Raw genomic sequence first — 22,602 nt, 5'->3', positions numbered from 1 at the left:
TGTTCAATGGAGAATGTCATTAAGGTCGCTGATAGTCAATCTTTGCTAGGGAAAGTTATAGCAGTACGCGGTAGCGTGGTGGACATAGAATTCGAGACTAATCTTCCTGCAATTAATATGGTTGTAAAAACGGGAAAGGGTCTGGAAATCATTCTCGAGGTGCATATGCAACTCGATAACAAGCATGTTAGATGCATTGCTTTGACCCCGACCCAAGGTCTGGAAAGAGGTATGAAAGCCATTTCGACCTATGAGCATTTGAAAGTTCCAGTGGGCCCAGAAACATTGGGGCACATGTTTGATGTTTTTGGGAATACCCTCGATGAATTCGAGTTGCCCCAAACAATGCAATGGCGTAGTATTCATAATCCGCCTTTACCGTTAATCCAGCGCTCCACTACTTCGGAGGTTTTTGAAACCGGCATTAAAGCCATCGATGTATTGTTGCCCTTGGAGCGCGGAGGAAAGGCAGGACTTTTTGGGGGTGCCGGAGTTGGTAAGACGGTGTTACTGACGGAGCTTATCCATAATATGGTTAAAAACCACAGTGGGGTCAGCATGTTCTGTGGTATCGGCGAGCGTAGCCGAGAGGGACTGGAACTGTACCACGATATGAAAGAAGCAGGTGTACTACCAGAAATGGTAATGATATTCGGTCAAATGAACGAACTGCCGGGCGCACGATTTCGGGTGGGGCATGCCGCACTTACCATGGCAGAATACTTTCGGGACGATGAGCATAAGGACGTTTTGTTGTTGATAGATAATGTTTTCCGGTTTATACAGGCAGGTATGGAAGTATCCGGATTATTGGGCCAGATGCCATCCAGGCTAGGGTATCAGCCAACGATGGCAACCGAACTATCACAATTACAGGAGCGGATAGCCAATACAAAGACAGGTGCCATCACTTCCATACAGGCAGTATATGTACCTGCAGACGACTTGACAGATCCAGCGGCTGTGCATACGTTCTCCCATTTGTCGGCCACCATAACACTATCGAGAAAAAGAGCAAGCGAAGGTATGTATCCAGCAATTGATCTGTTACAATCGGGTTCTAAAATGGCTTCCCCAACCATCATTGGCGAAAGGCATTACAAAATTGCGCAAAATATAAGGCAAACATTGGCACAATATGAAGAACTCAAAGATATTATTGCCATGTTGGGCTTGGAACAGCTATCACTTGAAGATCAAAAAATAGTTAACCGTTCACGCCGGCTCGAACGTTTTCTAACGCAACCATTTTATACCACAGAACAATTTACACAATACAAAGGGAAAAATGTAAGCCTCAAGGATGCACTTGATGGATGTGAAAGAATATTGAACGATGAATTTAAAGATTATCCCGAAAGTGCTTTTTATATGATCGGGACAATTGATGAAGTTAGGGAGAAAATAGAGGTAAACGGTTAAATAATGGAAAACACATTAATGCATCTTAAAATTTTATTGCCCTACAAAGTTTTTGAGGACCTAAAGAGCGTTAAAAAAATTGTAATCGAAACAAGTGCGGGCTCGTATGGGATTCTACCTCGAAGACTTGATTGCGTAGCGGCCTTATTGCCCGGAATTTTAGAGTATGAAACAGAAAATGAAGGTGTAAAATATATTGCATTGGACGATGGGATAATGATAAAGACTGGTAGCGAGGTATTGATATCTGTGCGGAATGCGATGGGGAATGCACCGCTCGGAAAACTTCGTGCCGTAGTGGAACAGGAAATGATGCAATTGGATGACTTGGAAATAAACGCCCGTAGCGTTATGGCCAAGTTGGAAACCGGTTTTCTGCGCAATTTTCAAAAATTAAGAAAATAACAGTGAAAGAGGGAGAAAAAAATAATAACAAATCTTTCGGGAAAATTGTCGGCGACAAGGAAGAACGAAAATTGCGGGCTCAACGCGACAATAAAAGCGTATGGTCAGGATTGGGATTATTTGGAATGATAGGTTGGTCTATCGTAGTGCCAACCATATTGGGTGCGGCACTGGGTATTTGGCTCGACAAAAAGTATAAAGAAGATTTTTCGTGGACCCTTAGTTTATTGGTGGCTGGGTTGATGATAGGTTGTTTGATTGCGTGGAACTGGGTCCAAAAAGAAAATAAGGAAATACATAAAAAAAACGATGATGGAAATAAGTGAAGTGCTAAATCTACTGCCGGCCTTGTTGGCCGGGATTATTCTTGGAGTCCTGTTTTTCGGAGGGCTTTGGTATACAGTGCGTATAGGGTTACACTCAAAAAGAACCACTTTGATATTCATAGGCAGTTTAATTATAAGAATGGCAGTTGTTGTAATAGGGTTTTATTATGTGGGTGCAGATAGTTGGCAAAAAATGCTGGCTTGCCTCGGAGGTTTTCTAATAGCGAGAATTCTGATTACCCGCATCACAAAATATGACAAGCAGTCAAAGCCTACATTTATAAAAGAAGCAAGCAATGAGAATTAGTCCTGACCAAATGATTTTCTGGGAGTATGGATCTATTAATTTAAATCTTACGATCGTTACTACATGGGTATTGATGATTCTGTTGGCTATGGGTGCAAGGCTTATAACCCGCAATTTAAAATCGGAAATTAAATCTACCCGCTGGCAAAATGTTTTGGAAATGCTGGTAATTATGATACGCGATCAAATAAAGGAAGTAGGATTGAACAAGCCGGAAAAATATATGGCTTTTATAGGGACCCTCTTCCTTTTTATCGCCGTTTCCAATCTACTGATGATAGTGCCTTGGTACGAGCCGCCTACAGCCTCCCTCTCTACCACAGTGGCATTGGCTATTTGCGTGTTCATTGCGGTGCCAGTCTTTGGAATTGCCGAGGGCGGAATAAAGGGATACCTTCGATCGTATTTACAACCAAATTTCATCATGCTACCATTTAATATTATTAGTGAGCTTTCACGGACTCTTGCCTTGGCAATCAGATTGTTTGGGAATATAATGAGTGGTGGGTTGATTGCCTCGGTACTACTTTCCATTGCGCCATTTTTATTTCCGATAATAATGAGCGCTTTGGGCATGCTTACCGGAATGATACAGGCGTACATTTTTGCCATATTAGCAACAGTTTATATAGCTGCTGCTACAAAGGATGTTAAAGTAAAAAATGATAAAAATTTAAAAATAGTACAACATGGATAACATAACTATCATCGCAGTAACATCAATAATTACTGCTGGTTTCACAACAGGTATTGGGACTATGATGCCTGCAATAGGAGAAGGAAGAGCTGTTTCCAAGGCATTGGATTCCATTGCACAACAACCAGATGCCGCACCAACAATTACCAGAACATTATTTGTGGGCTTGGCCATGATAGAATCAACGGCCATTTATTGTTTCGTGCTTTCTATGATTCTCATTTTTGCAAATCCGTTCTGGAATCATTTTCTAGGGTAAAAAGCAGTAAGAATTTAGTACAAAGAAAAGGCTGGAAGTAGGTACCTATAATGGTTTGGGTATAATGGTAATGACCGGGATCGTATAAGGATTGGATGTGCCAAATCCAATTACTCTATACTTTGTACTAAATACCAAACAACACATTACTAATAAAATAACAATGGAAATTAACTGGTTTACGGTAATAGCGCAAATAGTCAATTTTCTCATTCTCGTTTGGCTGCTGAAACGTTTTTTGTACCAGCCCGTATTGAACGCTATTGACGAGAGAGAAAAGAAGATAGCCTCACAACTTGACGATGCCGAGGCAAAAAAAGCTGAGTCTGAAAAAGAGCATAAAGTGTTTCGTCAAAAAAATGAAGTTTTTGATAAAGAGCGTGCTGCAAAAATGGATGAAGCCCAAGAACAGGTGAATTCAGAAAAACAACGTCTTTTCGAGGAAGTACGAAAGGAATCAACCCTATTGCGTTCAAAATACGAAACTTCATTAAAGCAGCAAGAACAGGAAATAACGGACAGGCTTAAGCGAAAAACTAAGGAGGAGGTTTTTGCTATTGCAGGAAAAGCACTTTCTGATCTCGCCAATGCTAATCTTGAGGAACAGGTTATAAAAGTTTTTATTAAAAAAATTAAGGATCTGGATGAGGGGAATATCGCTAAACTGAAAAATGCTTTCGACAATGACAAAGCAATTACTATTAAAAGTGCTTTTGAACCATCAGCTACTTCAAAACAAGAACTGGAAAAAACCATTGAAAAGATAACCCGAAAGAAAAATAATTTCAAATATCTACTAGCACCAGAAGTAGTTGGTGGAATTGAAATTTACACTGAAAGCTATCAGTTGTCATGGAATATAGAATCGTATCTCGATTCGTTAAAAAAGGATAGTATCTTAAAGGAGTAAGAAAATGCGATCGACAGATTTAGACCAAATTATAGATGATACGTTTAGGGAAATAAGCCACAGTAGACAAAATTTCGGCCCCTCTATCCAGTTTCGTGAAATGGGAGTAGTGAAAAATGTCTCTGCAGGTATTGCCGCTGTAACTGGTCTGCCAGGAACAGGATTTGAAGAACTGTTGCAGTTTCCAAACAATTTATACGGCATGGCATTTAATTTGGATAGCGATGAAATAGGCGTTGTTCTTTTGGGCAGGAACGATCAACTCCAGGCAGGGGACACTGTTTTAAGAACTCATCGGGTTGCTGATATTCCGGTAGGCGATGGACTCATCGGAAGAGTTATTGATTCCCTCGGAAACCCAGTGGACGACAAAGGTCCTATTTCATTTCAACAACGGTTACCTATTGAACGATCTGCGCCACCTATTATGAGCCGTGAGGCCGTGAATGTTCCTTTGCAAACTGGTATAAAAGTGATAGATGCGATAATTCCTATTGGCCGTGGCCAACGCGAATTGATCCTTGGTGACCGTCAAACAGGGAAAACATCTATTGCCATTGACACTATTCTCAATCAGCACGATAAAAACGTATTGTGTGTTTACTGTGCTATCGGGCAGCGTACGGCCGCGGTTGCCAAAGTAGTTTCAGAGCTTAGAGATAAAGGCGCAATGGATTATACTACCGTTGTGGTTACGGAAGGCAACAGTTCCCCTGGCTTACAATATATTACCCCTTATGCGGCCACAAGTATCGCCGAATACTTTATGGAGCAGGGACGCGATGTGCTGATCGTCTATGACGACCTTACCAATCATGCAAGGGCATATCGCGAGCTTTCACTTTTATTGAGAAGGCCGCCGGGAAGGGAAGCATTTCCAGGCGATATATTTTACATTCATTCGCGCTTGTTGGAAAGGGCTACCCATTTAAATGAAGCCCATGGCGGTGGATCGTTGACAGCATTGCCTATTGTAGAAACGGAGGCCCAGGATATTTCGGCTTATATTCCCACGAACTTAATCTCGATTACTGATGGGCAGCTATATCTTTCGCCCAAATTGTTCGAATTGGGTCTGCTACCGGCAGTGGATATTGGGAAATCCGTTTCCAGGGTTGGAGGAAAGGCACAATTGAAGGCATACCGGAAAATTTCAGGAAATCTAAAACTGGCTTATGCCCAATCTGAGGAGTTGGAAGCATTTGCACGTTTTGGTACGCGCCTCGACGATGATACGGAAAAAGCAATAGAGCATGGAAAAAGAATACGTATGCTTTTCAAGCAGCCAGAAATGGAGCCGGTTTCCGTAGTTGAACAGCTGCTTGTTCTGGTGGCATTGGCAAAGGGTCTTTTTGATACCGTACCGCTCCATAAAATAACGGAAGCGGAAATGATGGTACGAAAAAAATCCTCAGAATTACCTGATGGCATGTTACAGAGGATCCGTTCCTCCGAACCTTTGAACGAAGATGATGAAGAAACCATCATAAACTTGGTAATGGAAGAACTTCTGAAAATTTCGAATACCCCTGAAACCGATAACAATGAGTAATACTTTGATCAGTTTTCGAAGAAGAAAACAAAGCGCAGGAGATATGGCGTCAGTAGTACGCGCCATGAAAGCTATGGCAACTTCCAATATTACGCAGTATGAAATGGCGGTACAGTCTTTACAGGAGTATTACCGTACCATTTCCCTCGGTCTCTATGCTAGTTTTAGGGGTGAAAGGATTTCAGTGAATCCAAACGAAGGGAATAAAACCAATCAGCGAACAGTTGCCGTTATTTTCGGGTCGGACCAAGGACTCGTGGGACGCTTCAACGATACCATAACCGACTTTGCTCAGGGAATAATAAAAGAAATTCCAGGGCAAATAGAAACCTGGGCGGTTGGCGAAAGAGCCTATTCATTGCTTGTGGAACAGGACCGTACGCCTTCACGGCTTTTTAATGTCCCCAATTCCATTTCCGCGATCACACCATTAGTAAATCATATTTTAATCAAGAGCGAAGAATATAGACAAAAAAACCAGTATTATAGCTTCCATGTTTTTTACAACAGCCCGTTGACGGGTGTGGGCTATCAACAAGAAAGCCGACAATTGTTTCCGCCAGACGAAAAATGGTACGCGGAAGTATCCAAAATAAAATGGCCTTCACAAAATTTACCACAGGTAATTGGAGGTGTTGAAAGTACCTTGCGGGCCTTGATCAGGGAATATCTCTTTGTTTCCTTATATAAGGCCAGTGCTGAATCATTGGCTGCCGAAAATACAAGTAGGCTGGAAGCCATGGAGCGTGCCGAAAAAAACATAGAAGAGATGCTCGTTGATTTAAACCTAGGTTACAACAGACTTAGACAAAGCTCTATCGATGAGGAGCTTTTTGATGTAATCGCCGGCTTTGAAGCGTTGAAGAAAACTGGACCTTAGGTCATTTGGTGGTTGCATTAGGTATGGCCTCAGGCCTCCCGTCGTTTCCCGATAATTTCAAGTATTTCTATCCGATAAACGATAGGTGTGGCCCTATCATATAATTTGCTCGAAAACTCATTGATAAATTCCACCTGTTTGCCTTCCTTTCTGTTGATGATACTTTTTACAACTTGGGCAAATTGTTAAGCAACACGAAATTATTGGTACGGTGGGTAGTACAGGAAATTCTACAGGGTACCATTTACACTATGAGATATTGAAGAATAGGAACAAAATAGACCCAAAACCTTCGTTCAATCTAAAGAAGGATGTTTATACACATTTAATCGAAGCGAACGTAGTGAAAGGGGGAGGGGATTAAGAAAAATAAGTGGTATAAAGTATTGGTCTAGTGGAGGTGGTAGTTGATGAGTAGTCTGATGTGCTTGTATATGAATTTATAGCATGTCTCGTCACTAATATTTAGAAAGCCAAAACCAACAATGGCAGATGCACTTCTTAACCAATGTTTTTTAAATAATGGTTGATAATTTATTTCTCGTTTTCTATTTATTATCTATAACAGATGTCGGTCTCGACGAGCATGTTTGAATGTTGATTTAAAGAAATAAATTTAAGCTCTTTGTAAAAGTTGTTGTGTAGCAAATCCATCGCAAAAAGGGATTAGGATGCGAGATTACGTTACATATCCAAAGAATAATTAATTATTTTAAAAGAAATTTAGTCTTCCTAATGATTAATAGCAATGCAAATTCTTCCTGTTTTGCCTAAAGATTTCTATGGCACAGCACAAAATAAATTTTATTTTTTCTATAAATGAAATCCAAAACAATAGCGATATGCCTTTTGTAGTGATTGTGTCAACGTTAAATTTGACCTCAAAAATGTTGTACCTATGTTGTACCCAACAAAAAACCCAGAAGATAAATCTCCTGGGTTCCCTTTGTTTACTGGTAGCGAGAACGAGAGTTGAACTCGTGACCTCCGGGTTATGAATTCCTTTAGGGCATCATTAAACTCAATGATACTGGGATACCCGCTGCTATTTTATGAAATCGTGTTCCAAAACCTGTTCAGTTTTGTGTTCACTATGTTAGTAATTGTTTTAAGCAAATTAACTTAATTTTTAGGAATAAACTACCATGGAAGAATATAATTTATTTGTAGGATTCATTTTGACCAAGGGATTTGCAAAGGACTGGACTGGAAATTACTTCAGATAAATGATGGGGCGTCTATCAGCTGGTGGTTAGCCCGTCAAAATGGAAGGAATTATTGTCGTTTACGGATCAACCATATGAACTACTTGCAAACCGCGAGGCAGAAGCACTATGTCCTTAATGTAAATGATTAACTAAAAGGTGGCAGGAATGTCCACCTAGTTGATGAAAAAGTTAGATTGAAGTGACTAAAAAAGTTATACTTCAGAAACTAACGCAAAATTACGGCTGGTCTGCCAATACAGAAATCGGAAATAACTACTAGAAGAAGCGATTTCCCGTTAGAAGAAAACGGATCCGTCAACAAGATATTCAGCTCTGGTCAATCGGCGGGTCGAATACTTCTTAGTTATTAGCATACGTTATGCTATAGGTTTGTCTTTGTCATCGTATTGATAAAATGTTCTTCCTGGGTTTGTTTTTTGTTTATTCGGAAGTATGTTTATTTTATACAAGTCTGAAGAAGGTCTTGCATAAAGAATTTTTACTTCAGTATTATTTTTATTATTGTAATCTTGAATCATTTTTTCAACTAAGGTTATATTTTTATGCCTAAATCCAACTATAATAGCTTTTAATGAATTAACATTAAATTTGTGAGCACTTTCTTCTGATTTTATAATATAGCGATATTCTTTTTCGTACGCCCAGTTTTCCGATTTAGTACATATTATAGATTCAATTTGAGGTTTTAGCATTGAAAATGAGGTTATTTCTTCAAAAAAAATAATATTCGCAATTTCATTAGAATACACTACTTTTTTAAATTGATATTGTTGAATATTAAATAATTTACTATTGTCATAACAATAGCAAATGCCTTCGTGTTTTTTAGAATAATGAGACCACATCAATGGTTCATACGGGTTTTTAGAAAAGCAACTAACCTTTAAGTCATTAAGGTATTTATCTATTTTTCCTCGAATTTTAGAAATCAAGATATTGACAGGATTGCTGTGTACGTCTTGTAAATATTGAGAGATTGTGTTCCTTTTTTTGACAAAATGGGAATATGAATAATGTGACTCAAAAGGATCATTAAAATCTTTTAAAGAACTAAACCCAATAGTATTATTAGTTAAAACTTGATTTAAATATTCGGGTGGTCCATATTGAAAAATATCTTTGTATTCATCAAACATTAGTAGAATAGGTTTATCATTTTTTTCTGTTAGAATCAAAATTAATGCCAACGTTTGGTGCATGAAACGTAGTGTATAAATTTACAATAACTTTCGGATTGGCACTTAGCCAAATCTTTGATTTGGAACCACTTTTTCAATATTACGGCCAAATCAAAGATTTGGCGGTCTTGACAAATATACACAAACCTCTCGTAAAGCCTATATTAGCTATGTTTTATATGCGTTATGTGTGCCCATCATGGGCATCTTTATCATATCTAAGATATAGTGCACTCCGTCATTGGATGGCGGAGCCATCCATTCGATTATGCCTAGTTTTTCTTTATGTCCGCTAAAGTTTCTGCCAGTTCCAAATTGTCAAGCTTTATATTTTCAATTAATTTGTCAAAATTAACTTGTGTTTGTGTGTTCGTATTTAGGTCTGTGGTGTCGCTTGGTGGTTTTGGTGTAATTGAATTTCTAATAGATTTAATTAATCCAAGTTTGTCTATCGGGTCGATAATTTCCTTTAGTTTAAAAGCTATTAGATTATTATAATCCCTGTCATACAGTGTCTTAGTGCTTTCTAGCTCTTGGATGCGTCTAAATATAGAATCAGGATCAAGTTGTTCAACTGTTAAGTTTTGATTTGTTTCTGCTGCTAATCTAATGTCAGAAATATATTTGTCAACCCCTGCTTGGCCAGCATTTGTCAATGAGGCCCCAATTTCTTCAAGTATATCCAATGCGGTTTTTTGACAGACAATTTCAATCATTGTTCCGTTAACTCGCGGATCAATATAAATATGGCAAATTTCGTGTGCCATTTGGTAAATAATTTGATAAGGAAAAATTCCTTCGATACATAGACCGATTTCATATTTGCCTTGTTTTAATGGCCAATAAACAATCGGTCCTTGTTTACAGTCATAAATCAACACTATTGCTTTCACACCTAATGGCGGTTGATATCCTATCCGCTGTGAAATATGACTTAGTGTTAAAGAGAAAATTCTCTCAACATATTCAGAGATACCTTTGTCTAAATGTGATTTGTTTTCAATTATCCACGTCATAACTTGGGCATAATGTTTAGTATAAAATCAGTAGGGAGGTATATAAGCAATTACCGTTCGGATTATTCACAAGCAAAATCTTTTGCATTTTGTTTTATCTTATTTTTTTAAAAGCCAAATCAAAAGATTTGACGACCTCGAAAATATGCCAGAACATTGAGTTTAGCACTTACTTGCCCTGTTTTGTTTTATACAGTGTAGATGCAGTTTTTATTTCCATTCTCCGTTTTCGTCATTCCATTCAAATATAAACATCAGCTGTTCTATTTCATAAATAACTTTGTCTAATGTTCTAGCTCCTTTTGAATAATGTTCAAGTTTACTTTCCACTAACGAGTGCCAAGTTGCTTCATTTGATATTAATTCGTGAGCAATATAGTTTCTCGCATCCTTCACTGAGTTGGCAAACAAGAAGAAATCTTCTCTCATTCCTACTTGTTTAATTTATTCAAAGTTCTCCCCAATGGCCATTTTTCAATATTGTTGAACTCTTCTCTGAAATCTTTGACTAATAATTGTTTTAATTGCATCTCAAGAATTTGAGCAACTCCCATATACATAGAGTATTTTTCTAGAAGGTTTAGATTTTCATATTTTTTAATTCCAGCGTGTATCCCTTCTCTAATGTCTTTTTGGTCAAGACCGTCAACTTCTTTTTCCATAATAAATTTTCACATTCTGGTCCAACCAGAAGCGCAGTTGAATAAAAGTTTAAATAGTGCTTTATTTTAATACTTGTAGTATAACATAAAACAGGGATGAAATAATATTTCAATTTTATTAAAAATAACTCTGAAGAAATATTTAGGATGAAGCAACAAATATATATACATTTAACCTTTGAAGGACAAGTCATAAATAGGTTAATTATGGGAACGACTAAAAGCCTAAAAGTAAAAGACGATTATTCACTTTATAATAGGTTGCTTGAAGAGAGAAAATCTGTATTTAAAGAGGTAATAGAGGTTAATAAGGTTGGTAATAATGCTAACACATTAAGTCAAATAGAAGATGTAAAACAAGAAGTGTTATCTGAAGATGTAATTTTAATTGTTGATGTCAAACTAAACAATCACAATTTCTTTCAGTTTAAGTTACGTTGTAAAGACTATATACCTAATCCTTTTTTTCGTTTTGATAGTGATGGTGAAACACATAGAAATCGCATAGAAGGTATTCCTTTTGAAGAGCAAGCTGTTACGCCACCGCACTTTCATAAATTCAATGAAAACGGTATTGAGATAGCTTATAAAACAGATAAATTATTAGATAAAAAAGAAAGTAAAGCGTTAGAAGATATAAACTTATGTATTATACATTTTTTTCACGAATCTAATACGAGATTAAAGGAAGATGAATTTCCAGAAATTAAAATATTGTCTAATTCATTAGGTCTTTCATTTAAAAGTGATGACCCAAATGAGAATATGGTATACGAATGAATATAGAAGAAATTTTTTCCGATATTAAGAATAGTTTCTCTGGTATTTGGTCAACAAGACAGCGTGGTAAATCTTTAGAAATCATAACGCCTTATGCTACAACAAATAATCGTTTTGTATCAGTATTTCTATTACAGAGAGATGGTGGTTTTGTAATTACAGATGGTGGTTGGATTAACTCTGGTATGTATGATAATAACCCATCAAATGATGAATCTTGCTTTCATAAAGTATTATTTCATTTTCAAAATGCTTATGATATAAAAGAGACAAATATTAAAAGTAAATCTAATGATAGTGTAATCCAATATTATGTAAAGGCCACAAATCAAATTGATATTGCTTCTAAAATATTTGATTTAGCAACCTTTATACAAAACATAGCGAGTGTCTCTCAAATTGCATTTGAAGATAAAGAGGAAAAGGAAACAAAAGCAAGATTTGTTTCTTTAGCAAACGATTATATAAAGTCTATTGTAACACCAGAACAAATAAGGTTCAATAGTTACTTAAATGCTGAAAAAAAGGAGATAAAATTCAATGCAATGTATTATCGTAGTCAGAACGAAATAACATTAATTAACTATGTTACAGGTAGTACGGTTTCATATTTTTCTAATAGTATTTTCAAGGCGAATACGTTGTTTGAAATGGCAGACGAATCAATATATAGAAAACACGTTAGTAAGAAGATTGCTATTGTAGATACTAATGCTACAGGTTTTGTAAAAGATAAAATTGCTCATTATTTAATTCATTTACAAAAGCATACCGGTACTCAAACATTAGAATGGGTAAACCGAGATAAATTAGCTTCAATACTTTAAAATAAAAGTTATGTCAAGTCTTAATATAATTTCATTAGGTAAAAGACTCAAGGAATTAAGAGAGTCCAAAGGATTTATGCAGCGAGAGGTAGGTGCAATTATAGATGTAGATGGTGCATTTATAAGTAAAATAGAAAGTAGCGAAAAACCTATAAATAGAAATCATTTAAAAAAACTTAGCACTTTTTTTCAAATAGATGAAAAAGAGCTGCAAGTGCTATGGTTAGCCGATAAGGTAAATAACGTTTTAAAAGACGAACCATATAAAAAACAAGTAATACAATTAATCAATAACGATAATTTATAATATCAATTAATAAATGTCAGAAGACCATAAAAAACAATTAGAACAACAACTCTGGAATATTGCCAATACTTTACGTGGTAAAATGAATGCAGATGAGTTTCGTGATTATATATTAGGCTTTATTTTCTACAAATACTTAGCCGAGAAAATGGAAATATATGCCAACAAAATCCTTAAAGAAGGTGGCGATACATTTTTATTTTCTGAAATAGACGAAAACACAGAAACAGGAAAAGAATACATAGAGGCTATAAAAGAAGAATCTTTAGAGAAATTGGGTTACTTCTTAAAACCATCAGAATTATTCTCTGCGATTTCTAAACGTGGTAATCATAATGAAGATGAAAAAGAAAGTGATGCAGTAGCAGAAGATACTTCTGAAACTTACAATACAAAAGACAACTTCATATTAGAAGACCTACAAAAAATCCTAAACAATATCCAAAACAGTACAATGGGTACGGATAGTGAAGAAGATTTTGAAGACCTTTTCGAGGATATGGATTTAAACTCTACTAAGTTAGGGAAAAAGCCAGAGGACAGAAACGAGATTATTGCTAAAGTATTGGCACACTTAGATAAAATAGATTTTAAGTTAGAAAATACCGAGTTAGATGTATTGGGTGATGCCTATGAGTATCTAATTGGGAAGTTTGCAAGTGGTGCAGGTAAAAAAGCAGGTGAATTTTACACGCCACAAGAGGTGAGTATGGTGTTAGCAAAGTTGGTAACAACAGGTAAAAAGAAACTAAAATCTGTATATGACCCAACGTGTGGTAGTGGTTCGTTGCTTTTACGTGTAGCTAAAGAAGTAGAAGAAGTAAATAACTTTTATGGACAAGAATTAAACCGTACAACGTACAATTTAGCACGTATGAATATGATATTGCACGGTGTGCATTATCGTAAGTTTGATATTAAGCAAGAAGATACTTTAGAACATCCGCAACATTTAGAACATCGTTTTGAAGCTATCGTAGCTAATCCACCATTTTCTGCAAGATGGAGTGCTAATCAGCTCTTTATGAGCGATGATAGATTTAGTCAATACGGTAAATTAGCACCAGCAGGTAAAGCAGATTTTGCTTTTGTACAACATATGGTACATCATTTAGCAGAAAATGGTACTATGGCATTAGTTTTGCCTCACGGTGCTTTATTTAGAGCTGGTGCAGAATATTTAATAAGAAAGTATTTAATTGAAGAAAAAAACTTTTTAGATGCTGTTATTGGATTACCTGCAAATATTTTTTATGGTACAGGAATACCTACTTGTATCTTAGTGTTTAAGAAGTGTCGTGAGAATCCAAATAATGTACTATTTATTGATTCGAGTGATTTTTATGAAAGAGGAACTCAAAATACATTAAGAGACTCTGATATTGGAAAAATAGTATCCACCTACAGAGAAAGATTAGCTGAAGATAGATATAGTTATTTAGCACCTTTATCTGAAATAAAGCAAAATGACTACAGTCTAAACATTCCACGATACGTTGACACTTTTGTGGCAGAAGAACCGATAGATATAAATCCAATTTCAGAAAAACTAAAGCAACTAAATATTGATATTAATAAAGTTGATAATAAGATAGCTGAATTTTGTGATGAATTAAATATTAAAACACCATTTTAAATGAAGAAACCTACTCAAAAAGTACCTCAAATTAGGTTTCCGGAGTTTAGTGATAAATGGGAGCTTACTTGTTTAAATGAAATATTAGAAGAGTCCAAGGTTAAGAATAAAGACTTAAAGTATACTAAATCAGATGTTCTTTCAGTATCAGGTGATTATGGTGTGGTGAATCAAATAGAGCATTTAGGGCGTTCATATGCAGGTGCTTCTGTTCATAACTATGGTCTGGTAGAGGTTGGAGATATAGTATATACCAAAAGTCCTTTAAAAGGTAATCCATTCGGTATTATTAAAGTTAATAAAAATAAACCAGGTATTGTTTCGACCTTATATGCAATATATAAAACTAAAAATAATAAATTAGATGAGTGTTTTATTGATTATTATTTTTCTTTAGAAGATAACACAAATAGGTATTTGCGTCCATTAGTACGTAAAGGGGCGAAAAACGATATGAAAATAAATAACGATTATGTATTAAGTGAATCTATATATATTCCTCAAACTAAAGAACAGATTAAGATAAGTCAATTTTTAGAGTTAATTGACAAAAAATTAATTTTACTTGACGTGAAATTAAATGACCTTATAGAGTACAAAAAAGGATTGCTTCAAAATGTGTTTTCTCAAGTAGTTAGATTTAAAAATGATAATGGAACTAAATTTCCTGATTGGGAAGAATTATTAGCAGGTAAAGTTTTTAAGAGTGTTTCTAATAAAGAGCATAATGGAGATTTAACTGTTTTAGCAGCTACTCAAGAAAATGGGATGGTTCCAAGAGCATCCATTGGTATTGAAATAAAATCATCTGAAAAAAGTATTAAGTCTTATAAAATTGTAGAAAAGGGAGACTTCGTTATAAGTCTAAGGTCTTTTCAAGGGGGTATCGAGTACTCTAATTATTATGGTATTTGTAGTCCGGCATATACTATACTTAAACCAAAAATAAAAATCAATCATATTTTCTTTAAATTCTATTTTAAAAAAGAATCATTCATCGAGAGATTGAGTAAAACTGTTGTAGGTATAAGAGATGGGAAGCAAATTTCCTACTCTGCTTTTGCTGGTTTAAAGTTGCAATTGCCATCATTTGAAGAACAATGTAGGATTGCTGATTTAATCACGAATATAGATTCCCAAATAAAAAATACTGAAGAACAGTTGAACAATACCAAAGAATATAAGAAGGCATTATTACAAAAGATGTTTTGCAATTAATATGAGTACACAACCAGAACAAGTATTAGAAAATCAATTAATAGAGCAATTATCAAATCAAGGGTATTCAAAGGTGAGTATTCCAGATGAAGAAACTTTATTAGCTAATTTAAAAACACAATTAGAAAAGCATAATAATATAACGTTTACTGCTAAAGAATTTGAGCGTGTATTAAACATACTAAGCAAAGGTTCTGTATTCGAGAAAGCTAAAACACTAAGAGAAAAACAACATATTGTTAGAGATAATGGAGATAACTTATATTTCGAGTTTTTAAATACCGAGCATTGGTGTCAAAACCAATATCAAGTAACTAATCAAGTCACTATTGAGGGTAGTTATAAGAATCGTTATGATGTTACTTTATTGGTTAATGGTTTGCCATTAGTGCAAATAGAATTAAAGCGTAGAGGCTTAGAAATGAAAGAAGCCTTTAATCAAATAAACCGTTATCAAAGACATTCGTTTGGTGCTAAATCTGCCTTATTTCAATACGTACAAATATTTGTAATTAGTAACGGTGTAAATACCAAATACTATGCAAATAATAGACATCAATCTTTCAAACAAACATTCTTCTGGGCAGATAAAGAAAATAAGCGTTTAACCAATATTTTAAATGGGTTTACAAGTGAGTTTTTAGAGCCTTGTCATATCTCTAAAATGATATGTAAATACATTGTATTAAACGAAACGCATAAAATATTAATGGTATTGAGACCGTATCAATATTATGCAGTAGAAAACATAATAGATAAAGTCAAAAATAGTACACATAACGGTTATATATGGCATACCACAGGTTCAGGTAAAACGCTTACTTCTTTTAAAGCAAGTCAAATTATTATGAAAATGCCACAAGTTAAAAAAGTGGTATTTGTAGTAGACAGAAAAGATTTGGATTACCAAACTACCAAAGAATTTAATAGTTTCTCTAAAGGCAGTATAGATGGTACAGATAATACAAAAGCATTAGTAAAACAGTTTAGTGATGATACTAAGATTATCGTTACCACCATTCAGAAATTAAATACAGCGATAAGTAAAAAGAACTATTTAGCGAAGATGGAGAAAATGAAAGATGAACGTATCGTCTTTATTTTTGATGAATGTCATCGTAGTCAGTTTGGAGAAACACACAACCGCATAAAAGCGTTCTTCAATAACTTTCAGATGTTTGGTTTTACCGGCACACCAATATTTGCAGACAATGCAGTTAAAAACGAATTAGGAAAACGAACTACTAAAGAATTGTTTGGTGATTGCTTACATAAGTACGTAATAACCGATGCTATTAAAGATGAAAATGTATTAAAGTTTGCTGTAGAATATGTTGGTAAATACAAACAAAAAGAATCAGCTACAGAAATAGATATTGAAGTAGAAGACATTGATCGTAAAGAGTTAATGGAATCGCCAAAACGTTTAGAGAAAATAGCAGATTATATTATAGCAAATCACAACCGAAAAACACATAACAAAGAATTTACAGGAATGTTTTGTGTGGGTAGTACAGATATGTTGGTCAATTATTATGATATTCTACAACGTAAACAAGAAGCTGGAGAACATAATCTTAAAATAGCAACTATATTCAGTTACGTAGCTAATGAAGACGATGCAGATGCAAACGGCTATATTCCTGAAGAAGTAGCAATAGCTGCTGAACCTAATGCTGAATATGATTTAAACCCACATAAAAGAGATAAATTAGAAAGTTATATAGGGCATTATAACGAAATGTTTGGTTCTAATTTCAGTAACAAAGACAGTCAGTCTTTTTATAATTATTACAACGATATATCAAAGAAAGTAAAAGAACGTAAAATTGATATTCTATTAGTCGTTAATATGTTTTTAACAGGTTTTGATAGTCCATCATTAAATACTTTATATGTAGATAAGAATTTAAAATACCACGGATTAATACAGGCATATTCAAGAACAAATAGAATTATAAACGAACAGAAATCACAAGGTAATATTGTAGTATTTCGTAATCTTAAAAAAGTAACAGATCAAGCAATAACACTCTTTAGTAATAAAGAAGCTATAGATGTTATTATAATGAAGCCTTATGAGGAATACACACAAAAATTTGATGAAGCTTTTACAAATCTTATTGAGTTAGTTCCTACTGTAGATAGCGTTAATGATTTAGTAAGTGAAGAAGATGAATTAGAGTTTATCAAAGCATTTAGAGAGTTAATGCGTTTAAAAAACACAATGACAACCTTTGCTAATTTCGATTGGGAAGATTTAGCAATGGCAGAACAACTGTTTAATGATTATAGAAGTAAGTATTTAGATTTATGGCAAAAAACCAAGCACGATAATGCAAAAGAGAAAGTATCAATACTTGATGATGTAGATTTTGAATTAGAATTAATTCATAGTGATGTAATCAATGTAACTTATATTCTAAAACTATTAGCATCTTTAAAAGATGTTAAGAAAGAAGAGCAAGAAGCAAAGAAAAAAGAAGTAGTAGATTTATTAACAGGAGAAGCTAATTTAAGAAGTAAGCGAGTGTTAATAGAAAAGTTTATAGAAGATAATTTACCTGAAATAGACGATTCTGAAACCATACCACAAGAGTTTGAAAAGTTCTGGTCAGAAGAACAACAAAAAGCGTTTGAAGTCTTTGTGAAAGAAGAGAATCTATCCTCAGAAAAAACACAAAAACTAATTGAAGATTATCTATATGCAGAAAGAGAACCGTTACGTGATGAATTATTAGATTTAATAAAAGGTGTTAAGCCTAATGTTTTAAAACGTAAATCAATAGGCGATAGAATCTTAAATAAAGTAGTAAACTTTGTAGATACTTTTATCAATGGAATGGATAGTTAAATTAGTGTTTATTTTATATGCTTGTGACAAATCATATTTTAAAACTTTTTGTGATTAATAAAACTAAAATTAATTGAAATACAAACAACTGATAATCAGTTAAATAAGATTTTAGATAGCATTGTTATTAAAATTTAAGCTTGCCTATAAAAAGTATTAATTAAATAATATAAGTGCAGTGTGACATTTACTATGACTAACTTAAATAAATATGATGAATCTTATTCTGCAAAATCTTCAAGATAAGAGTATAAAAGTGAGTAGTTAATTATGCCAACTTCTTGAAGATTCATTTCAAGTAACAAAAGAGCTTCAGAACTTAATAAACTTGATTTTAAGGCCTCCAGAATTTAGCTGTACCGTCAAGTTGACAAAATAAGAAAGACCTGATAAGGGCTTAAAGAGTTCGGTTTTCATGAATTTATGGGCTTGTGCAACGATTACCGGTGTTGAACGAAAACATATACGTGGATTAGTAGGAGCAAGAAAAAAGGAGACCAGGTTACGAATGAACCGCCCCATAATCACCCGCCTGCAACATACCTGGATATTCTGGTGATGTTGGTTCTTCCTCATATTTGGGGAAACATTAACCAGTTTGAGATAGTATCACCTTCTTTCGCAATAGGTCAAAGCAAGCCCTGCCATACATTTGTCTTTTTATACTCTTTATCCGGTTTACATGGCCTTCTACAGCACCATTGCTCCAAGATGGATATTCTGGTGATGTTGACCCCCTATTCTGGCCATACTGACCCCCCTAAGGATTTTGGTCAAAAAGATAAGTTAATGACAATATTACAGTTTTTTTCTTAGACTTTCTCCCTTTAATTCTATCCGGTGAGAGGTGTGTACCAGTCGGTCCAATATCGCGTCAGCGATGCTTGCTTCTCCAATAATATCGTACCAGCTTCCCACAGGAAGTTGACTTGCAATAATGGTAGATGATCTTCCATGCCGGTCCTCAATGATCTCCATCAGGTCCATTTGCTGTTTTCTATCCAAGTGAGCCAGTCCAAAGTCATCCAGGATTAGCAGTTTCGCCTTCGCCAACTTAGCAAAGAATTTTAGGAAGCTTCCATCAATTCGGGTCATTTTGGTGGTCATCATTAGTTTTTGGGTGTTGTAATACAACACTCTATGCCCTTGACTACATGCTTGGTGTCCTAAGGCCGAGGCTAGAAAACTCTTCCCGCAACCCGTAGCCCCGGTCAATAGGATCGATTCCCCTTTTTCAAGATAGGAGCCACTGACGAGTTCCGTGATCTGAGCTTTATTGATTCCTCTTGAGGAATCTAGGTTCAGCTCTTCCACGCTGGCCTGATATCTTGGATATACTGGAGCATGCTGACCCCTCTAAAGCCTAATCAATAAGTAACTGCCGTTCTGGCGGATGCTGACCCCCCTTTGAAAAATAAGATAGCTAGATTTTTAAATTATTCTGGAGCATGTTGACCCCTCTGGATGATTTATTTGGGAGCATGCTGACCCCCCTAGCTATTTTCTTTCTGGTTTTGGTTTATTTGATGAATACCATCAAAAAGATAACCAATGGCCGGAAAATCAAAACCAATGAGTCAAGTAAAACAAATACTTCGCCTGCACTGCCAGGGAAAAGGATTTAAAACTATTGCCAGGACCCTGTCGGTGAGTAAAAACACCGTGAAAGACTATATTCAAAAAGCCAAAGCGACCGATCTCTTAATGGAAGTTTTGTTGGTTTTGGAGGATCCAGTACTAGAAGGAAAATTAAATCCTGGGAACCCTGCCTATAAAGACGAACGGTACGATCGACTTAAGCCCCAATTGGATTATTTCCGTAAGGAACTTAAGAAAACAGGTGTCAATCGACAGGTGTTATGGGATGAATATAGAGCAGGCAACTCAGATCCTTACAGCTACGCCCAGTTCTGTTACCATATCCGGCAATACTTGCGCAGTGGCAAACCATCCATGGTATTGGAGCATAGACCGGGGGATAAACTGTACGTGGATTTTGCCGGCAAACTTTTATGTTATGTTGATAGGCAGACCGGGGAGGAAATTAAAGTCCAGGTCTTTGTGGCCTGCCTACCGTATTCCGACTATTGCTTCGCTATGGCAGTGCCCAGCCAAAAGACGGGAGATTTTATCTACGCCCTAGGCTGTTGTTTAAAAGAGATTGGTGGCGTACCCCAGACCCTGGTGCCGGACAATCTCAAGGCTGCTGTGATCAAAGCGAATCCCTATGAACCGGATATTAATCGTGCTCTGGAGGATTTTGCCAATCACTATGCGACTTCGGTGACCCCTACGCGCCCTAGGAGACCTCAAGATAAGTCGTTGGTGGAGAACCAGGTGAAGCTTATCTATAGCCGGGTATATGCTAAACTCCGCAAGCTTACTTTCTTTGATCTTCCCTCGCTGAACCAGGCCATTGCCCAGAAAGTCAAAGAGCACAACCAGACCCGGATGCAACAAAAAGAGTACTGCAGGGAAGAGAAATTCCTGGCCGATGAAAAACATACCCTTCAGCCCTTACCGGCACAGTCTTTTGAGATCAAGTACTATAGAGAGCACAAGGTGGCCAAGAACAATCATATTTATCTGGGCATGGATAAACACTATTACAGCGTACCCTTCACCTATATCGGAATGAAGGTCAAGGTGATCTACACCCGATCCTTGGTAAAGATCTACCACAAGGCCAATCTAATTGCTACCCATCCCAGGAATCACCGCAAAGGAGGATATACCACCCGAAAAGAACATCTGTGTTCCCACCATCGGTATTACAAAGAGCGAAGTCCTACCTATTACCTGCAGCGTGGCTACAATCATTCCGAGACACTGTATACGTATATGGAGGCCTTGTTCAAACAAGATAAATATCCCGAGCAGCTTTATAAAACCTGTGACGGCATCTTAAACCTGTCCCGTAAGGCAGATCCGAGGTCCTTTACCAAAGCATGCACTATAGCACTGGAACATCAGAATTATTCTTACAAGTTTTTAAAACAAGTCCTAGAGAACCGGATGACCGAATACCCGGAAGAACCTGTGGTTAAATCCCTGCCGACCCATGAAAACATCCGTGGGGCATCATCCTATAAATAAGTAACCCTTTAAATTAACACACATATGAGTACTATTGAAAATCAATTGACACAGCTACGGCTCAATGGCATGCACAGTAGTTGGAAAGCTATGGTAGAAACCCGACAGCACCATGAACTCTCTTTTGGAGAGGGCCTGGAGGTCCTGTTGCAGGCGGAAGCTGAAGACCGCACCCACCGCCGTTTTGAACGCCTGAAAAAAGGGGCACAGTTCAGATATCAGGCCAGCGTGGAAGAGCTGAACCTAGATTCCTCAAGAGGAATCAATAAAGCTCAGATCACGGAACTCGTCAGTGGCTCCTATCTTGAAAAAGGGGAATCGATCCTATTGACCGGGGCTACGGGTTGCGGGAAGAGTTTTCTAGCCTCGGCCTTAGGACACCAAGCATGTAGTCAAGGGCATAGAGTGTTGTATTACAACACCCAAAAACTAATGATGACCACCAAAATGACCCGAATTGATGGAAGCTTCCTAAAATTCTTTGCTAAGTTGGCGAAGGCGAAACTGCTAATCCTGGATGACTTTGGACTGGCTCACTTGGATAGAAAACAGCAAATGGACCTGATGGAGATCATTGAGGACCGGCATGGAAGATCATCTACCATTATTGCAAGTCAACTTCCTGTGGGAAGCTGGTACGATATTATTGGAGAAGCAAGCATCGCTGACGCGATATTGGACCGACTGGTACACACCTCTCACCGGATAGAATTAAAGGGAGAAAGTCTAAGAAAAAAACTGTAATATTGTCATTAACTTATCTTTTTGACCAAAATCCTTAGGGGGGTCAGTATGGCCAGAATAGGGGGTCAACATCACCAGAATATCCATATCTGAACTGTGCCCCTTTTTTCAGGCGTTCAAAACGGCGGTGGGTGCGGTCTTCAGCTTCCGCCTGCAACAGGACCTCCAGGCCCTCTCCAAAAGAGAGTTCATGGTGCTGTCGGGTTTCTACCATAGCTTTCCAACTACTGTGCATGCCATTGAGCCGTAGCTGTGTCAATTGATTTTCAATAGTACTCATATGTGTGTTAATTTAAA

24 protein-coding genes are annotated in these 22,602 nt (G+C 36.4%); 18 read left to right on the top strand and 6 right to left on the bottom strand.

The features are described from left to right. Nucleotides 1-6 precede the first annotated feature (6 nt). The 10 genes from atpD to KCTC52924_RS17635 all read left to right on the top strand — a co-directional run bounded on the left by atpD (nucleotide 7) and on the right by KCTC52924_RS17635 (nucleotide 7,122). On the top strand, nucleotides 7-1,422 hold the full coding sequence (atpD, locus tag KCTC52924_RS17680) for a F0F1 ATP synthase subunit beta (protein WP_251807688.1): 1,416 nt from the start codon (nucleotides 7-9) through the stop codon (nucleotides 1,420-1,422). 3 nt (nucleotides 1,423-1,425) lie between these two features. Next, nucleotides 1,426-1,827, top strand: a complete 402-nt coding sequence (locus tag KCTC52924_RS17675; protein ID WP_251807687.1) for a F0F1 ATP synthase subunit epsilon — start codon at nucleotides 1,426-1,428, stop codon at nucleotides 1,825-1,827. A 2-nt stretch (nucleotides 1,828-1,829) separates the two neighbouring features. Next, on the top strand, nucleotides 1,830-2,153 hold the full coding sequence (locus tag KCTC52924_RS17670) for an AtpZ/AtpI family protein (RefSeq protein ID WP_251807686.1): 324 nt from the start codon (nucleotides 1,830-1,832) through the stop codon (nucleotides 2,151-2,153). Then, nucleotides 2,137-2,460, top strand: coding sequence for an ATP synthase subunit I (locus tag KCTC52924_RS17665; protein ID WP_251807685.1), 324 nt, complete (start codon nucleotides 2,137-2,139; stop codon nucleotides 2,458-2,460). Before KCTC52924_RS17670 ends, KCTC52924_RS17665 begins: the two co-directional genes overlap by 17 nt. After that, nucleotides 2,450-3,157, top strand: coding sequence for a F0F1 ATP synthase subunit A (locus KCTC52924_RS17660; RefSeq protein ID WP_251807684.1), 708 nt, complete (start codon nucleotides 2,450-2,452; stop codon nucleotides 3,155-3,157). The genes KCTC52924_RS17665 and KCTC52924_RS17660 overlap by 11 nt, the downstream gene beginning before the upstream one ends. Then, on the top strand, nucleotides 3,150-3,416 hold the full coding sequence (locus KCTC52924_RS17655; RefSeq protein ID WP_251807683.1) for a F0F1 ATP synthase subunit C: 267 nt from the start codon (nucleotides 3,150-3,152) through the stop codon (nucleotides 3,414-3,416). The genes KCTC52924_RS17660 and KCTC52924_RS17655 overlap by 8 nt, the downstream gene beginning before the upstream one ends. A gap of 163 nt (nucleotides 3,417-3,579) precedes the next feature. After that, on the top strand, nucleotides 3,580-4,326 hold the full coding sequence (locus KCTC52924_RS17650) for a F0F1 ATP synthase subunit delta (protein ID WP_251807682.1): 747 nt from the start codon (nucleotides 3,580-3,582) through the stop codon (nucleotides 4,324-4,326). 4 nt (nucleotides 4,327-4,330) lie between these two features. Further along, nucleotides 4,331-5,878 (top strand): alternate F1F0 ATPase, F1 subunit alpha, encoded by a 1,548-nt coding sequence (locus tag KCTC52924_RS17645; RefSeq protein WP_251807681.1) that lies wholly within the window; start codon nucleotides 4,331-4,333, stop codon nucleotides 5,876-5,878. Further along, entirely contained in the window at nucleotides 5,871-6,758 is an 888-nt protein-coding gene (locus KCTC52924_RS17640) for a F0F1 ATP synthase subunit gamma (RefSeq protein ID WP_251807680.1), read from the top strand. The genes KCTC52924_RS17645 and KCTC52924_RS17640 overlap by 8 nt, the downstream gene beginning before the upstream one ends. Before the next feature lie 181 nt (nucleotides 6,759-6,939). Further along, nucleotides 6,940-7,122, top strand: a complete 183-nt coding sequence (locus KCTC52924_RS17635; RefSeq protein WP_370671552.1) for a M23 family metallopeptidase — start codon at nucleotides 6,940-6,942, stop codon at nucleotides 7,120-7,122. Between the two features lie 1,221 nt (nucleotides 7,123-8,343). Here KCTC52924_RS17635 and KCTC52924_RS17630 read toward each other — a convergent pair. The 4 genes from KCTC52924_RS17630 to KCTC52924_RS17615 all read right to left on the bottom strand — a co-directional run bounded on the left by KCTC52924_RS17630 (nucleotide 8,344) and on the right by KCTC52924_RS17615 (nucleotide 10,843). After that, nucleotides 8,344-9,186, bottom strand: a complete 843-nt coding sequence (locus KCTC52924_RS17630) for a DUF2971 domain-containing protein (RefSeq protein WP_251807679.1) — start codon at nucleotides 9,184-9,186, stop codon at nucleotides 8,344-8,346. Nucleotides 9,187-9,437: 251 nt separating this feature from the next. Beyond that, on the bottom strand, nucleotides 9,438-10,181 hold the full coding sequence (locus tag KCTC52924_RS17625) for a hypothetical protein (protein WP_251807678.1): 744 nt from the start codon (nucleotides 10,179-10,181) through the stop codon (nucleotides 9,438-9,440). A gap of 210 nt (nucleotides 10,182-10,391) precedes the next feature. Then, a complete protein-coding gene (locus KCTC52924_RS17620; protein ID WP_251807677.1) occupies nucleotides 10,392-10,610 on the bottom strand; it encodes a hypothetical protein in 219 nt (72 codons plus the stop codon). Between the two features lie 2 nt (nucleotides 10,611-10,612). Then, complete coding sequence (locus KCTC52924_RS17615; RefSeq protein ID WP_251807676.1) at nucleotides 10,613-10,843, bottom strand: hypothetical protein; 231 nt, start codon at nucleotides 10,841-10,843, stop codon at nucleotides 10,613-10,615. 147 nt (nucleotides 10,844-10,990) lie between these two features. On the opposite strand from KCTC52924_RS17615, the gene KCTC52924_RS17610 reads away from it, so the two are divergent. From KCTC52924_RS17610 to KCTC52924_RS17585, 6 genes are read left to right on the top strand one after another with little or no spacing between them, the layout of a single operon-like run. After that, nucleotides 10,991-11,623 carry a hypothetical protein gene (locus KCTC52924_RS17610; protein ID WP_370671487.1) on the top strand — a complete coding sequence of 211 codons (633 nt, stop codon included), beginning with the start codon at nucleotides 10,991-10,993 and terminating at the stop codon, nucleotides 11,621-11,623. Beyond that, nucleotides 11,620-12,450 carry a hypothetical protein gene (locus KCTC52924_RS17605; protein WP_251807674.1) on the top strand — a complete coding sequence of 277 codons (831 nt, stop codon included), beginning with the start codon at nucleotides 11,620-11,622 and terminating at the stop codon, nucleotides 12,448-12,450. Before KCTC52924_RS17610 ends, KCTC52924_RS17605 begins: the two co-directional genes overlap by 4 nt. Nucleotides 12,451-12,460: 10 nt before the next feature. Then, nucleotides 12,461-12,757, top strand: coding sequence for a helix-turn-helix domain-containing protein (locus KCTC52924_RS17600; protein WP_251807673.1), 297 nt, complete (start codon nucleotides 12,461-12,463; stop codon nucleotides 12,755-12,757). A gap of 13 nt (nucleotides 12,758-12,770) precedes the next feature. Continuing rightward, nucleotides 12,771-14,393: a type I restriction-modification system subunit M gene (locus KCTC52924_RS17595; protein ID WP_251807672.1), complete on the top strand. Its 1,623-nt coding sequence runs from the start codon at nucleotides 12,771-12,773 to the stop codon at nucleotides 14,391-14,393. Then, nucleotides 14,394-15,611, top strand: a complete 1,218-nt coding sequence (locus KCTC52924_RS17590; RefSeq protein WP_251807671.1) for a restriction endonuclease subunit S — start codon at nucleotides 14,394-14,396, stop codon at nucleotides 15,609-15,611. It begins immediately after the preceding gene. 1 nt (nucleotide 15,612) lies between these two features. Continuing rightward, nucleotides 15,613-18,465 (top strand): type I restriction endonuclease subunit R, encoded by a 2,853-nt coding sequence (locus KCTC52924_RS17585; RefSeq protein WP_251807670.1) that lies wholly within the window; start codon nucleotides 15,613-15,615, stop codon nucleotides 18,463-18,465. 798 nt (nucleotides 18,466-19,263) lie between these two features. Here the strand turns inward: KCTC52924_RS17585 and istB (KCTC52924_RS17580) are convergent. After that, nucleotides 19,264-19,779, bottom strand: coding sequence for an IS21-like element helper ATPase IstB (gene istB, locus KCTC52924_RS17580; RefSeq protein ID WP_370671486.1), 516 nt, complete (start codon nucleotides 19,777-19,779; stop codon nucleotides 19,264-19,266). Between the two features lie 237 nt (nucleotides 19,780-20,016). Between istB (KCTC52924_RS17580) and istA the strand changes: the two genes are divergently transcribed. Beyond that, entirely contained in the window at nucleotides 20,017-21,561 is a 1,545-nt protein-coding gene (gene istA / locus KCTC52924_RS17575) for an IS21 family transposase (RefSeq protein WP_370671484.1), read from the top strand. Nucleotides 21,562-21,585: 24 nt separating this feature from the next. Further along, the gene (gene istB, locus KCTC52924_RS17570; RefSeq protein ID WP_026815000.1) at nucleotides 21,586-22,305 is read left to right on the top strand and encodes an IS21-like element helper ATPase IstB; all 720 of its coding nucleotides are present in this window, start codon (nucleotides 21,586-21,588) and stop codon (nucleotides 22,303-22,305) included. A 43-nt stretch (nucleotides 22,306-22,348) separates the two neighbouring features. On the opposite strand, the gene KCTC52924_RS17565 is transcribed toward istB (KCTC52924_RS17570), so the two are convergent. Beyond that, nucleotides 22,349-22,564, bottom strand: a complete 216-nt coding sequence (locus KCTC52924_RS17565; RefSeq protein WP_370671485.1) for an ATP-binding protein — start codon at nucleotides 22,562-22,564, stop codon at nucleotides 22,349-22,351. Nucleotides 22,565-22,602: the final 38 nt, after the last annotated feature.

Origin of the sequence: Arenibacter antarcticus (genome assembly GCF_041320605.1) — a bacterium.
GTDB classification, from domain to species: Bacteria; Bacteroidota; Bacteroidia; order Flavobacteriales; family Flavobacteriaceae; genus Arenibacter; species Arenibacter antarcticus.
Note: the sequence above shows the minus strand (reverse complement) of the source record. Positions and strands in the feature narration are given on the sequence as shown.

Bases quoted from the DNA above. Each gene is read 5' to 3' on its own strand.
- atpD (WP_251807688.1), top strand. From the start codon at position 7: ATGGAGAATGTCATTAAGGTCGCTGATAGTCAATCTTTGCTAGGGAAA.
- KCTC52924_RS17675 (WP_251807687.1), top strand. From the start codon at position 1,426: ATGGAAAACACATTAATGCATCTTAAAATTTTATTGCCCTACAAAGTT.
- KCTC52924_RS17665 (WP_251807685.1), top strand. From the start codon at position 2,137: ATGATGGAAATAAGTGAAGTGCTAAATCTACTGCCGGCCTTGTTGGCC.
- KCTC52924_RS17660 (WP_251807684.1), top strand. From the start codon at position 2,450: ATGAGAATTAGTCCTGACCAAATGATTTTCTGGGAGTATGGATCTATT.
- KCTC52924_RS17655 (WP_251807683.1), top strand. From the start codon at position 3,150: ATGGATAACATAACTATCATCGCAGTAACATCAATAATTACTGCTGGT.
- KCTC52924_RS17650 (WP_251807682.1), top strand. From the start codon at position 3,580: ATGGAAATTAACTGGTTTACGGTAATAGCGCAAATAGTCAATTTTCTC.
- KCTC52924_RS17645 (WP_251807681.1), top strand. From the start codon at position 4,331: ATGCGATCGACAGATTTAGACCAAATTATAGATGATACGTTTAGGGAA.
- KCTC52924_RS17640 (WP_251807680.1), top strand. From the start codon at position 5,871: ATGAGTAATACTTTGATCAGTTTTCGAAGAAGAAAACAAAGCGCAGGA.
- KCTC52924_RS17630 (WP_251807679.1), bottom strand. From the start codon at position 9,186: ATGCACCAAACGTTGGCATTAATTTTGATTCTAACAGAAAAAAATGAT.
- KCTC52924_RS17625 (WP_251807678.1), bottom strand. From the start codon at position 10,181: ATGACGTGGATAATTGAAAACAAATCACATTTAGACAAAGGTATCTCT.
- KCTC52924_RS17620 (WP_251807677.1), bottom strand. From the start codon at position 10,610: ATGAGAGAAGATTTCTTCTTGTTTGCCAACTCAGTGAAGGATGCGAGA.
- KCTC52924_RS17615 (WP_251807676.1), bottom strand. From the start codon at position 10,843: ATGGAAAAAGAAGTTGACGGTCTTGACCAAAAAGACATTAGAGAAGGG.
- KCTC52924_RS17610 (WP_370671487.1), top strand. From the start codon at position 10,991: ATGAAGCAACAAATATATATACATTTAACCTTTGAAGGACAAGTCATA.
- KCTC52924_RS17605 (WP_251807674.1), top strand. From the start codon at position 11,620: ATGAATATAGAAGAAATTTTTTCCGATATTAAGAATAGTTTCTCTGGT.
- KCTC52924_RS17600 (WP_251807673.1), top strand. From the start codon at position 12,461: ATGTCAAGTCTTAATATAATTTCATTAGGTAAAAGACTCAAGGAATTA.
- KCTC52924_RS17595 (WP_251807672.1), top strand. From the start codon at position 12,771: ATGTCAGAAGACCATAAAAAACAATTAGAACAACAACTCTGGAATATT.
- KCTC52924_RS17590 (WP_251807671.1), top strand. From the start codon at position 14,394: ATGAAGAAACCTACTCAAAAAGTACCTCAAATTAGGTTTCCGGAGTTT.
- KCTC52924_RS17585 (WP_251807670.1), top strand. From the start codon at position 15,613: ATGAGTACACAACCAGAACAAGTATTAGAAAATCAATTAATAGAGCAA.
- istA (WP_370671484.1), top strand. From the start codon at position 20,017: ATGGCCGGAAAATCAAAACCAATGAGTCAAGTAAAACAAATACTTCGC.
- istB (WP_026815000.1), top strand. From the start codon at position 21,586: ATGAGTACTATTGAAAATCAATTGACACAGCTACGGCTCAATGGCATG.